At 36.2% G+C, this 13,242-nt stretch carries 14 protein-coding genes; 10 read left to right on the forward strand and 4 right to left on the reverse strand.

Annotation, left to right across the window (positions count from 1 at the left end; all coding sequences use genetic code 11):
• Positions 1-288 precede the first annotated feature (288 nt).
• Positions 289-1,542: a nucleoside permease gene (locus GQR60_RS08995; RefSeq protein ID WP_124992595.1), complete on the forward strand. Its 1,254-nt coding sequence runs from the start codon at positions 289-291 to the stop codon at positions 1,540-1,542.
• A gap of 71 nt (positions 1,543-1,613) precedes the next feature.
• On the opposite strand, the gene GQR60_RS09000 is transcribed toward GQR60_RS08995, so the two are convergent.
• A complete protein-coding gene (locus tag GQR60_RS09000) occupies positions 1,614-2,219 on the reverse strand; it encodes a bifunctional nuclease family protein (protein ID WP_124992596.1) in 606 nt (201 codons plus the stop codon).
• Between the two features lie 459 nt (positions 2,220-2,678).
• Between GQR60_RS09000 and rplU the strand changes: the two genes are divergently transcribed.
• The 7 genes from rplU to ruvC all read left to right on the forward strand — a co-directional run bounded on the left by rplU (position 2,679) and on the right by ruvC (position 8,356).
• On the forward strand, positions 2,679-2,990 hold the full coding sequence (rplU, locus tag GQR60_RS09005) for a 50S ribosomal protein L21 (protein WP_101310776.1): 312 nt from the start codon (positions 2,679-2,681) through the stop codon (positions 2,988-2,990).
• A 19-nt stretch (positions 2,991-3,009) separates the two neighbouring features.
• A complete protein-coding gene (gene rpmA, locus GQR60_RS09010; RefSeq protein ID WP_101310759.1) occupies positions 3,010-3,270 on the forward strand; it encodes a 50S ribosomal protein L27 in 261 nt (86 codons plus the stop codon).
• A gap of 113 nt (positions 3,271-3,383) precedes the next feature.
• Positions 3,384-4,658: a serine--tRNA ligase gene (gene serS, locus GQR60_RS09015; protein ID WP_124992597.1), complete on the forward strand. Its 1,275-nt coding sequence runs from the start codon at positions 3,384-3,386 to the stop codon at positions 4,656-4,658.
• 90 nt (positions 4,659-4,748) lie between these two features.
• A complete protein-coding gene (locus tag GQR60_RS09020; RefSeq protein WP_124992598.1) occupies positions 4,749-6,566 on the forward strand; it encodes a tetratricopeptide repeat protein in 1,818 nt (605 codons plus the stop codon).
• 38 nt (positions 6,567-6,604) lie between these two features.
• A complete protein-coding gene (locus tag GQR60_RS09025) occupies positions 6,605-6,907 on the forward strand; it encodes a DUF4286 family protein (RefSeq protein WP_124992599.1) in 303 nt (100 codons plus the stop codon).
• An 11-nt stretch (positions 6,908-6,918) separates the two neighbouring features.
• Entirely contained in the window at positions 6,919-7,812 is an 894-nt protein-coding gene (locus tag GQR60_RS09030) for a DMT family transporter (protein ID WP_124992600.1), read from the forward strand.
• Positions 7,805-8,356 carry a crossover junction endodeoxyribonuclease RuvC gene (gene ruvC / locus GQR60_RS09035; RefSeq protein WP_124992601.1) on the forward strand — a complete coding sequence of 184 codons (552 nt, stop codon included), beginning with the start codon at positions 7,805-7,807 and terminating at the stop codon, positions 8,354-8,356. The genes GQR60_RS09030 and ruvC overlap by 8 nt, the downstream gene beginning before the upstream one ends.
• Positions 8,357-8,422: 66 nt before the next feature.
• On the opposite strand, the gene GQR60_RS09040 is transcribed toward ruvC, so the two are convergent.
• The 3 genes from GQR60_RS09040 to GQR60_RS09050 all read right to left on the reverse strand — a co-directional run bounded on the left by GQR60_RS09040 (position 8,423) and on the right by GQR60_RS09050 (position 9,945).
• Positions 8,423-8,818: an HIT family protein gene (locus GQR60_RS09040; protein ID WP_124992602.1), complete on the reverse strand. Its 396-nt coding sequence runs from the start codon at positions 8,816-8,818 to the stop codon at positions 8,423-8,425.
• A gap of 33 nt (positions 8,819-8,851) precedes the next feature.
• Positions 8,852-9,325, reverse strand: a complete 474-nt coding sequence (gene greA / locus GQR60_RS09045) for a transcription elongation factor GreA (RefSeq protein ID WP_124992603.1) — start codon at positions 9,323-9,325, stop codon at positions 8,852-8,854.
• Positions 9,326-9,504: 179 nt separating this feature from the next.
• The gene (locus GQR60_RS09050; protein ID WP_124992604.1) at positions 9,505-9,945 is read right to left on the reverse strand and encodes a hypothetical protein; all 441 of its coding nucleotides are present in this window, start codon (positions 9,943-9,945) and stop codon (positions 9,505-9,507) included.
• A gap of 97 nt (positions 9,946-10,042) precedes the next feature.
• Here GQR60_RS09050 and GQR60_RS09055 point away from each other — a divergent pair, with 97 nt between their 5' ends.
• Both GQR60_RS09055 and GQR60_RS09060 read left to right on the forward strand, forming a co-directional pair.
• Positions 10,043-10,504: a hypothetical protein gene (locus GQR60_RS09055; RefSeq protein ID WP_124992605.1), complete on the forward strand. Its 462-nt coding sequence runs from the start codon at positions 10,043-10,045 to the stop codon at positions 10,502-10,504.
• Positions 10,505-10,694: 190 nt separating this feature from the next.
• A complete protein-coding gene (locus GQR60_RS09060) occupies positions 10,695-13,223 on the forward strand; it encodes a sodium-translocating pyrophosphatase (RefSeq protein WP_124992606.1) in 2,529 nt (842 codons plus the stop codon).
• Positions 13,224-13,242: the final 19 nt, after the last annotated feature.

Here is a 13,242-nt window from a genome sequence, read left to right on the forward strand (position 1 = left end):
CAATTTATAGGTCATCTCCAACACATACATTTACCAAATTAGTTCGCTAAAAATTAAGACCGCTCTATCTAGAATGTTTTCATATCACTTGTAATTGTCATAAAAAGACAATGCCGATGTTTTAAGAATCTATTTTTTTAGTTAGTTTTGACACTTCTGATTTTCAAAAGAGTAAAGATTCCAATCGTTATTAACGAATCCTCGGGCGAATTTCAAATTAAGACTACGAAAACAACCAATAACCAGTAAGACATATCAAATACTAACCTATTTTTTAAAAACATCGTTATGGGTATAAAAAATCGTCTGATAGTAATGAACTTCCTTCAATTTTTTGTTTGGGGAGCATGGTTAATAACTATTGGTGGTTATTGGTTTCAAAACAAAGGCTGGTCGGGAACAGAATTTGGCGCTATTTTCTCAACAATGGGCATAGCATCCTTGTTTATGCCTGCTATTGCGGGAATTATTGCCGACCGTTGGGTTAATGCCGAAAAACTTCTTGGAATCTTCCACATTTGCGGGGCAATAATACTTACTCTTTTACCCCAAGCAAACACTCCTGCGTCTATGTTTTGGCTGATGCTAATTAATATGTTTTTTTACATGCCAACTATTTCCTTGTCAATTACAGTTGCCTATTCGGCATTAAACAAATCGAATATGGATGTAGTTAAGGAATATCCACCCATAAGAGTTTTTGGAACTGTTGGTTTTATTATTGCCATGTGGACTGTTAGTTTGCTTAAAATTGAAACTTCAGCATTACAATTCTACGTAGCAGCCCTAGCCTCTCTGTGTCTTGGTTTCTATGCATTTTCTTTACCAAAGTGTAATATCTGCAAAGAACCGCGGGATAAATCCATTGTCAATTCGTTAGGACTAAATGCTTTTCGGTTATTCAAAAATCCTAAAATGGCAATGTTCTTTATTTTCTCGATGCTGTTGGGAGCTTCTCTTCAACTAACCAATGCCTACGGAGATACATTCTTGCACGATTTTGCAAAAATAGATGCATACAAAGAACTAATTGCTGTAAAATATCCAGCTATCATCATGTCGATTTCTCAGATATCTGAAACCCTTTTCATTCTTGCCATTCCTTTCTTTCTAAAGAGATTTGGAATAAAAAAAGTCATGCTAATAAGTATGATCGCATGGGTTCTTCGATTCGGACTCTTTGCTTTTGGTGATCCATCAGGTGGATTATGGATGATAATTCTTTCTTGTATTGTATATGGAATGGCTTTTGATTTCTTTAATATTTCAGGTTCGCTATTCGTTGAAACCTCGAGTGATTCAAGCATGCGTGCAAGTGCTCAGGGATTATTTATGATGATGACCAATGGATTTGGTGCCATTTTGGGAAGTTGGTCAAGTGGTCTCATTATTGATACATTCTTTAAAGGCGAGGGAGATCTTTTTAATTGGGAAGGGATTTGGAGTACATTTGCAGTCTATTCCCTAGTTGTTGCCATTTTCTTTGCAATTCTGTTTAAGCACAAGCACGATCCAAAACAACTGGCCGAATTTAGCCACTAAATATATACAACAAAAATGGCAAGTGAAAACTTGCCATTTTTGTTTTTAATTATATAATAATTTGTATTTTTTTAAACAGATTCTCCCCGACGATCAATTTCATCACGAATCAGTGACGCTCGTTCGTAGTCTTCATCACGAACTGCATCATCCAGCATCCCTCTAAGCTGTGCAATAGAATATTCGGTAAATTGACTCCTCTTCTCAGGCTTAGGTACCTCTGGGTCTGTTTGTCCGGCAATCATCGGATCTTCAGATTCTCCCTCAAGACTTAACACAATTCCTGCTTTCTCAATTATTTCTTCTGTTGTGAATATTGGACACCTAAAACGCAGAGCAATGGCAACAGCATCTGATGTGCGGGAATCTATCCGAATACGACTTAATCCTTTTTCGCAGATTAACTCTGAGTAAAAAATTCCCTCTTCCAGCCGATAAATATTTACCTCAACAACATTCACCGCAAAGGCTTCAGCAAAACTTTTAAAAAGATCATGAGTTAATGGTCGTGGAGGCTCTAATTCCTCCAACTGAATAGCAATTGACTGAGCCTCTACACCACCTATAATTATAGGAATCCTTCGGTCTCCATTTTCTTCAGACAAAACAAGTGCATAGGCTCCTGTTTGAGTCTGACTGTACGACAATCCTAAAACGTTAAGTTTTATCTTCCCCATAAAAACTCCTCTTTTTTTCACCAATCAATTAACAAATATAAGAATTGTTTTTAATTGACTATTAACAATAAACTGAGGTTACTTCTCATCTTCACCAATACCTGCTGATTTACTTCTATTTACAAAATCAATTAGCAACTTCGAATTCCTTTTCATCAATCACATATATACCATATATTGATTTTCTCAATCGTATCTATGAAGATACGTATTATAGCCAAAGAAATCCAAAAGCAGCCATGGAAACTTATTGATTTTATTTTTGTGAAATCAATTGAAATTAGATCCAAATCGAAAAAAAAGAATCAAAATGATTCATTTACAGGAGTAAAACTTTGTTTATCAATTATTCTTTTTTATTTTTGCAATCCGAAATAAAATTCTTTGGGGGTTCACCAAGAGGTATATTTAATGTTTAAAATGACCCACCCTCAGGAACAAACCGTAAAATTAGAAATAATGTACGTAATTGTAGAAATCGCTGGTCAGCAATTTAAAGTTGAAAAAGACCAAAAGATTTTTGTTCACAGACTATCTGCTGAAGAAGGCGGACAAGTAGAGTTCCCTAAAGTACTTTTAGTGGATAACGATGGTGAGATAGTAGTTGGTGCTCCAACTGTTGAAGGAGCTAAAGTAACTGCTAAAGTTTTATCTCACATGAGAGGTGACAAGGTAAAAGTATTCAAAAAGAAAAGAAGAAAAGGATACAGAAAACTGAACGGACACCGTCAGGACCTTTCACAAATTCAAATTGAAGAAATTGTTGCTTAATCCTTAAAAATATAACAAAATGGCACATAAAAAAGGAGCCGGTAGTTCTAGAAACGGTAGAGAATCGGAAAGTAAGCGATTAGGAGTTAAGATTTTTGGCGGGCAATTGGCTAAAGCTGGAAGCATTCTTATTCGTCAAAGAGGAACAAAACACAACCCAGGTGAAAATGTAGGTATTGGCAGAGATCATACTCTTTTTGCTCTTATTCCTGGAACAGTGGTTTTTAAAAAGAAAAGAGATAATAAATCTTACGTTTCTATTGAACCTTTAGCTGAATAGATTATTTAGCTTTAAAATATTTAAATCTCCTGCTTTATTTCGTATAAAGACAGGAGATTTTTTTATTTTTATAACCTGAAAGTTATAGATATAATCATTAACAAAAGATACTGATGTTAAGCCTCAAATACCTACAGGAAAATAAGGAAGAAGCCATTAAGGCTTTAAAAATCAAGAATTTCGACGCAACAGAAATCATCGGAAGAATTATCATTCTTGACGAAAAAAGAAAAGAAAGCCAAGTAAAATTAGATGCTACACTGGCAGAAATGAACGGTTTATCGAAAGAAATCGGAATGCTTTTTAAAAGTGGAAAAGCTGATGAGGCGAATACTGCAAAAGAAAAAACCGGAGAATTGAAGGATTCTATTGCCGAATTAACTGCGATTCAGAACAGTACAATTCAGGAATTAAATGATTTGTTGCTTCAAATTCCAAATACACCGCATTCATCTGTTCCTGCAGGTAAAGGTGAAAACGAAAATGTTGTTGAAAAAACGTGTGGAACTATTCCAAAACTGCACGCCGATGCAATTCCTCACTGGGAATTAGCTAAAAAATATAATATTATTGATTTTGAATTGGGAAATAAAATCACCGGTGCTGGTTTCCCTTTATACAGGGGCAAAGGTGCAATTCTTCAGAGAGCCTTAATCAATTTCTTTTTGGACGAAAACCGCAAAGCCGGTTACGAAGAAGTAATTCCTCCGCTAGTTGTTAACGAAGCTTCTGGATACGGAACCGGACAATTGCCAGACAAAGAAGGGCAAATGTATCACGTAACTGAGGATAACCTGTATTTAATACCTACAGCTGAAGTTCCGGTAACAAATATTTACCGTGATGTTATCTTAAAAGAAGAAGATTTCCCGGTAAAAAATACCGCTTATTCTGCTTGTTTTAGAAGAGAAGCCGGATCGTACGGAAAAGATGTACGTGGCTTAAATCGTCTTCACCAGTTCGATAAAGTAGAAATTGTACAATTACAGCATCCTGATAAATCATACGAAGCCCTTGAAGGAATGGTAGCCCACGTTGAGGGTCTTATCCTGAAATTGGAACTTCCTTACCGCCTGCTTCGCTTATGTGGTGGTGACACCAGCTTTACTGCGGCTCTCACCTTCGATTTCGAAGTATTTTCTGCAGCTCAAGACAAATGGCTTGAAGTAAGTTCTGTTTCTAACTTTGAAGCTTACCAATCGAATCGTTTAAAATTACGATACAAAGGTAAGGATATGAAAAAACCTGAACTGGCACACACTTTGAACGGAAGTGCACTGGCATTGCCCAGAATTGTAGCCGCCTTGCTTGAAAACAACCAAACTCCTGAAGGAATCCGAATTCCAAAAGCATTGGTTCCTTACACTGGATTTGAGCTAATCGACTAAAAGATATTTACTTAATTTTATGGCCCGGTTCGAAACAACCGGGCTTTTTTTATATTTTTGAGTTAGAGTATCATCTTTAAAAAACTGGTTTTGAAAAAATTCATAGTAAGCTTTCTTGTTCTGATTTCCTTTTTAGGATCTGAATACAGCTATTCACAAAACAACATCCAAACAGAAAGTCAACTGGCTTTTAACTACTTTCGTGATAAAGAATACAGACCGGCATCTTCCCTATTCTTTAACCTGCATAAAATTACACGGTCAAGAACTTATTTCAACTACTATATTGATTGCTTAATTCAACTTGAGGATTATCAGGAAGCAGAGAAATCAATTAAAAAAGAAATTAAAAAAAATCCGGACGACCGAAGCTTTTTAATAGACCTGGGATTCGTTTACCAAATGGCCGGAGAAAGTGATCAAAGTCTGGCTCAATACAATCAGGTTTTAAAAAAGATGGTTCCTGTCAGAAGTGAAATCACTAGTATTGCTAACGCTTTCGTAAGAAAACGCGAATATGAATTCGCCGTTAAAACTTACCATATCGGCAGAAAAATTATGAATCAGGAGCATCTCTTTCACATGGAACTGGCAACTATTTTCCTATCTCAGAGAGATTTTGAAAAGATGGTTGCAGAATACCTGCTGGCACTTTCAGTTGATCCAACACAAATAAAAACTGTAGAAAACCATTTGCAATCCGCACTCCTTCAGGATATCAATTCAAGTTTGGATCCCATTCTAAAAAATCAATTGCTGCAAAAAATACAAACTGAAACTGAAAACATCAGCTTTAAGGAATTGTTACAATGGTATTTTATGCAGAAAAAACAGTTTCAAGCAGCTTTCACACAAGCAAGGTCGATAGATTTAATTGGAAAAGAGGATGGTTCCCGTCTGCTATCCTTAGCAAGCACTGCAAGAACAAATGATGATTTTAAAACTGCTCTTGAATGTTATCAACATGTTGTTGATAAAGGATCTTCATCGCCCAATTATTTAAATGCCCGCGTTGGTGATTTGGAAACCCGTTATCTTCTGCTTCAAAAACAAAATTCAACATCAAAATCTGATTGGATTGAGCTTTCCGGACGATATAAAAAATTCTTTTCGGAAGAAAATACTGCATTGCAGAACAGTTCTGTTCTAATACAATACGCACACATCAATTCATTCTTTTTGAATCAATCGGCAGAATCAATCGAACTATTAGAAAAAGCATTGGCAAGTTCAGGACTTAGCCAACAAAACAGATCGGAATTAAAACTTGAACTGGCAGACATCAAGCTATTTACCAACGAAAAATGGGATGCAATTCTACTGTATTCACAAATCGAAAAATCAAACAAAAACAACACGATAGGCTTCGAAGCAAAATTCAAAAAAGCCAAAGTGTCTTACTTTATGGGTGAATTAAAATGGGCCAAAGCTCAGCTGGATGCACTAAAAGGAAGTACTTCGAAACTAATAGCCAACGATGCAATTTTCCTATCGCAATTGATTAGTGACAATACTACTTTAGATACAAGCTACACAGCTATGAAAATCTATGCTGAAGCAGAATTCCTGATGTATCAGCGAAAAGATTCTTTAGCCCTTCTTAAGCTGGATGAATTGCTTAAAAATCATCCGGGACATTCACTAACTGATGAAGTTTATTTTCTGAAATATGAAATTTTCATCAAAGCAAATAAAACAGAAAAAGCACTTTTGGCCTTGTCCAAAATTATAGAAGAACATCCATACGAAACTCTTGCGCCAAAGGCATTGTTCACACAAGGAGAACTGCTTCAGAAGTTAAACGAAACAGAAAAAGCCATGGAGAACTACAAAAATATTGTGACTGAATATTCTGACAGCATATACTCTGTTGAAGCCCGAAAAAAATTAAATGATTTAAGAAAGTGAAATTTAAATACCTTTGCAAAAACTAAAGACTGCAATCAATGATTATATACAATACCAGCTATTTGATTGAAAATTCTATGGAGAAAGAGTTTTGTGAATGGATGAAAACAAAATTTATCCCTTTACTTAAAGAAACCGGAACTTTTTCCGCCAATTATTTTTGCAAAGTAATGGTTGCTACAGAAAATGAAGGTTTGACCTATTCACTTCAACTTCTGTTCAAAAACAAAGAATTATTCACTAAGTATCACTGTAGTTTCGAGCCAAGAGCCAAAGCTGTTTTCGAAGCAAAATACAGAAGCCAGGTGATGAGTTTTTCATCCTTGCTGGAAGAAGCATAATTTCCAAGACTTTGGATACGCAAAAGAAAGCATACATTTACGCCCTGTCAGCAATCTTTTGCTGGTCAACAGTAGCGACAGCATTTAAAATTGCATTGCACGGAATGGATTTTCTTCATCTTCTGCTAATCTCTTCGGGAATAGCCGTGCTTTTTTTGGGCTGTTTACTTTTATTCACATCTCAATTACAAAAAACTTTTTCAGGAAGCACAAAGGATTATATTCGATCGGCAGGATTGGGCTTTTTAAATCCATTTCTATACTATTTGGTGCTTTTAAAAGCTTACTCAATACTGCCTGCTCAATTTGCTTTGAGTCTGAACTACATTTGGCCAATTACCTTGGTACTGCTTTCGATCCCTTTATTAAAACATAAAATTGGATGGAAGAGTATCTCATGCATATTGGTAAGTTTTTCGGGCGTTGTGATTATTGCTAACAAAGGTTCATTCACATCCATTCAAACCCCAAATACCTTTGGAGTACTGTTAGCTCTTTCCAGCTCTGTATTTTGGGCTCTGTTCTGGTTGTTTAATGTTCGCGATTTAAGAGAAGAAAAAGGCAAACTATTTTTGAACATGGCTTTTGGCTTTCTTTATATACTGATATCTATCATCCTGTTTTCTGAATTTCGCATGCCTGACAACAAAAGTATTTTAGCTGCTGTATATATAGGTGTCGTAGAATGTGGAATTGCAGCTGTATTCTGGTTAAAAGCATTAAAAATGACAAGTTCAACAGATAAAATAAGCAATCTGGTTTTTTTAAGTCCGTTTGTTTCCTTGCTGTTTGTTCATCTTATTATCGGAGAATCTATCTATCTTAGTACTCTTGCAGGACTGGTACTTATCATTTTGGGTATTGTACTGCAAAAATTTATTCGAAAAACCAATTCAATTGAGTAACGACAGAATAATTATGGGAATTGATCCTGGCACCAATCTAATGGGCTACGGACTAATAAGAGTTGTAGACAAAAAACCACAAATCTTGGTTTCCGGTGTCTTGGATCTCAAAAAGATTTCTGATCCCTACATTAAACTTCAGAAAATTTTCCAACGTACACTGCAGGTAATTGATGAGTACAAACCCGATGAATTAGCTATTGAGTCACAGTTTTTTGGAAAAAACATTCAATCAATGCTTAAATTAGGACGGGCTCAGGGTGTTGCAATTTCAGCAGCATTGCATCGCAATATTCCCATTTTTGAGTACGCACCAAAAAAAATTAAACTTGCGATTACCGGAACCGGACTGGCCTCAAAAGAACAATTGGCAACCGTTCTTCAACGTTTTTTTAATCTGAAGGAATTCCCACAAAATTCGGATGAAACGGATGCTATTGCAATCGCAATGTGTCATTTTTTTCAGTCCAATAGCATTGCATCTGCAGGTAAACCAAAATCCTGGGCAGATTTTGTAAAAAAGAATCCGGGCAGGGTCAAATAATTTTAAATTGGATCACAAAAAAAGCCACTTAAAAAGTGGCTGATATTTCTATTGGAAGAATTGATTCTATTTAAAATTCTCTCTAATTTTTGCCGCAATTTCGGCCAACTTATCCGATGCTATTTCCAATTTTGGATTCGCAAAGTTTAAATCTCCAACATTATTTATCGGAACCAGGTGAATGTGAGTGTGCGGAACCTCTATACCAATAACAGCAATTCCAATTCTTTTGCATTCAATGGTCTTCTCAACGGCCTTTGCTACGCGTTTGGCAAAAAGATTTAATCCTGTTAAAACATCATCATCCAAATCAAAAATATAGTCAACCTCCTGCTTTGGTATTACCAAAGTGTGACCTAGTGCCAAAGGACTGATATCCAAAAAAGCAAAAAAATTCTCATCTTCAGCTATTTTATGGCAAGGAATTTCGCCATTTACTATTTTTGTGAAAATTGAAGCCATATCCGTGTGTTTCTGATTTTGTACCCGCTTTAATTATAACGAAATATCAATAATTTCAAATGGAATTAAACCATTTGGAACCTGAATTTCAACAACATCACCAATAACCTTACCTATTAAACCTTTGGCAATTGGTGTATTGATTGATAGTTTCCCTTTCTTAAAATCAGCCTCGGTTTCCGACACTAAAGTATAAGCCATTACAGTACCATTTTTTTGATTCTTAATGGTAACCTTAGTCATCATCTGAACCTTCGAGGTATCAATTTTAGTCTCATCAATTACCCGACTGTTAGCCAGAATACCTCTTAATTGTGAAATTTTGGCTTCCAATAAACCTTGAGCTTCTTTTGCAGCATCGTACTCGGCATTTTCCGACAAGTCTCCTTTATCGATTGCTTCTCCAATTTGTTTGGAAATATTAGGACGTTCGATCGTCTCTAGATGTTCCACTTCTGCTCTTAGTTTTTTTAGTCCTTCGGCTGTTACATATGAATAACCAGACATAATTCCCTCCTATTTAAATTCTTATAATTCTTATCTATTTGATCGATAACGATCTAAAAAACAAAAAGAATTTCGATTTTTCGAAACTCTTCCGGATGCAAATATACAAATTTAGTATAAACGAACCCTTACCTGCATTAAATAACAGGAATCAATAAAAGTATACTTTATTTTTTGCTTTAGGTGTACCTTCTATCTAAAATCTCTTTGTAAATAATGGCTTGGCGCCAATCGATTTCTTCTTCCTGATCTTCTTCTAACTCATTCTCATGCTTACTATCACTATAGATTGATTTTAAATCATCAAAAACAGGTTCTTTTTTCTCTTCGCGAACCTCTTCCTTCAGTTCTTGCAATCTTGTATATTCCTCCATCATTGTTTCCTTTTGCTCGGAAGTTGTATTTTCTACAGGCTGAACGTAAGGTTTGGGTATTTCGTTGCCCAACAAGCTCTCAAAAAGTGATTCGAATCCACCCTGAATTTCAGGCTCCGACCGTTGAAGAATTTCCTCATCATCGGGAGGCTGAACAGCTACCGGCTTCTTTTTTTTGAGAGCACCAACAATAACAAAGAGTGCCACTATAACATAGTATAATATATTCCCCCAACTATCGTCCATACTGATACTGTTAAAATTAATTTAAAAGCTTAATTTTGCGAATGCCTGCACTAATAACGGCAACCATTACGTTATATAAAGAATAAAACAAACTACAATGAGCCACAATAAATCAAATTTACCACTTTTTTTTCTTTTCTGTCTGATAAACATCACTTTTTGTTCCTGCAGTAAAGATACGAATGTTGATGAAATCATCCCATACGTTTATGTAAATGGAAAGATTTATTTAGAATTTTATGACGGGTTAAATTCTGTTGGCAATGCGCTTTACTTTGATGAGATAGGCACATCAACCGGATACAACGGGCATGGATTTATTGTAGTTAGAACCAGTACTTATGAATTTGACGTATTTGACGCAAGTTGCACGAATGATAGGGATTCAGAAGAACATGTCGAACTTGATGGTGTTTTTGTAAAATGTCCTGTTTGCAAAAGTAAATTTAATATTCTGGGCGATGGTTACCCCTTTAACGGATCTGTTGCGATTCACAAATTAAAAGAATATCGAAACAGTTACTCTTCCAGTACAAACACATTAAATGTCCGCAATTAAATTAATTCCAAAACAATAGTTCCCTAACCTAAGGAACTAATTTTCACACGTTAAAAATAAGAAATTCAGGATACAATCAAAATATAATAAAGTTTACTTTTTAAAAAAGTAATTACATAAAGTCTTGTTTCACTTTACAATAATGCATAATTTGATAGGAAATTCACCTAATTAATTTAATCTCTATCCTATGAAAAAAGCATTATTACTACTAGTGTTCGGGGTACTGCTAACTCCTTTCGCAAGTTTTGCCAGCGAAGCAGACCTGGTTGTTCCCGATTTAAGACAGAGTGTTTTTGGCGGACTTGGTGGCATAAATGGCTGGAACTTGTTATTTTATGGCATTGTAGTTATCGTTTTGGGTTTATTCTTCGGAATGATTCAATTTAATAGAATTAAAAATCTTCCTGTACATCATTCAATGGCAAAGGTTTCCAATATTATTTACGAAACCTGCAAAACTTACCTATTGCAGCAAGGTAAATTTCTAATTATTCTTTTTCTGATTATTGGTTTTGCAATTTCCTATTATTTTATTGGATTAGCTCACGTATCCATTCCAAAAACTATGCTTATTCTGCTTTGGACAGTACTGGGAATATTAGGATCGTATGGAGTTGCCTGGTTTGGAATCAGGATAAATACTTACGCAAACAGCCGCACATCATTTGCAGCGCTTAAGAAAAAGCCCTTCGATGTAATGTCCATTCCATTGCAGGCAGGTATGAGTGTTGGTCTTCTTTTAATTTGTATCGAGCTGATTATGATGATCGCTATTTTGCTGTTTATACCTGGTGATAGTGCCGGTGCTTGTTTCGTGGGTTTTGCTATTGGCGAATCATTAGCCGCTTCGGCTCTGCGAATTGCCGGTGGTATTTTCACCAAGATTGCCGACATTGGTGCCGATTTAATGAAAATCGTATTCAAAATTGGTGAAGATGACCCACGTAATCCTGGAGTTATTGCCGATTGTACCGGTGATAATGCAGGTGATAGTGTTGGACCAACTGCTGATGGGTTTGAGACTTATGGTGTTACCGGTGTTGCATTAATTACTTTCATTATTTTGATGTTTGGTGAAACCGGATTAATGCCAAACGTTGGTTTTGCATCAACTCTTATTGTCTGGATTTTCGCTATGCGTGTCCTGATGATCTTCACATCAGTATTTGCTTATTTGGTAAATCAAGCCATTGCAAAAGCAAGATACAGTCAAGCTGATCATTTTAATTTTGAAGCTCCGTTGACTTCTTTGGTTTGGATTACTTCGATTATTTCAATTGTTGTAACTTATGTCGTCAGCGACATCCTAATATCAGATCTGCCTGAAGGATTGTGGTGGAAACTTTCAACAATAATATCCTGCGGAACACTTGCCGCTGCGGTTATTCCGGAATTAACCAAAGCATTTACCAGTTCGGGTTCCCGTCATGTTCAGGAAGTGGTTACCGCTTCCCGGGAAGGTGGTGCATCCTTAACGATACTTTCGGGAATGGTAGCCGGTAATTTCTCTGCTTTTTGGAAAGGTATGGTAATGATGGCTCTTATGGCAACTGCATTTTACACCGTTCAAGACATTGCCATATTTGGCGATTATCCTGGAATTTTTGCTTTTGGATTGGTGGCTTTTGGTTTCTTGGGAATGGGACCCGTTACCATTGCTGTTGACAGTTATGGTCCGGTAACAGATAATGCTCAATCGGTTTTTGAACTATCTCAGATAGAAAAGATTCCAAACATTAAAGAGGAAATTCTTAACGATTTTGGTTTTGAACCTAATTTTGTAAGTGGCAAACATAATTTGGAAGAGAATGACTCTGCCGGAAATACCTTTAAAGCTACGGCCAAACCCGTATTAATTGGCACTGCAGTTATTGGTGCAACTACAATGATTTTTGCAATTATCCTTTTGCTTAAGGGAACGATTCTCTCGAATGGGGAATCATTGCTGCAAATTCAATTGACCGATCCATCTGTGATTCTTGGTTTAATTACTGGCGGGGCTGTAATTTTCTGGTTCTCGGGTGCATCCATGCAGGCTGTTACTACCGGAGCTTATCGTGCTGTTGAATACATCAAAAGGAATATCGATTTGGACAAGACAGAAGCCGACATTGAAGATTCAAAGAATGTTGTGAGAATTTGCACTCAGTATGCACAAACAGGAATGTGGAACATTTTTGCCGTAATTTTATGCCTGACACTGGCATTTGCCTTCTTTAGTCCGAACTTCTTTGTAGCCTATCTTATTTCCATTGCCATTTTTGGTTTGTTTCAAGCCATGTATATGGCCAACGCAGGCGGTGCGTGGGATAATGCTAAAAAAGTGGTTGAGGTTGATTTGAAAGAGAAAAACACTCCATTACACGATGCAACAATTATTGGTGATACTGTCGGTGATCCATACAAAGACACCTCATCGGTAGCCTTGAACCCTATCATCAAGTTTTCTACTTTATTTGGACTATTGGCAGCCGAAATTGCCATTGAACTGATTGTTCAATCAGATAAAACAGGAAATATAAATTACGCCCCTTACATTGGAGCTGTTTTCTTAGTAATTGGTTTGTTCTTTGTGTACCGTTCATTTTATGGAATGAGAATTCCCGCAAAGGAAGTAAACACTTCCACTCCTCAGACAAAACATGAGGAAACACAAATGGGAAGTAATCATCAGAATCAGATAAAAATGGACGTAGCCGGCAAAACAAGTAACTAGCTATTGCATTGAAATACAA

The organism is Labilibaculum euxinicum (assembly GCF_009795715.1).
Lineage (GTDB): Bacteria > Bacteroidota > Bacteroidia > Bacteroidales > Marinifilaceae > Labilibaculum > Labilibaculum euxinus.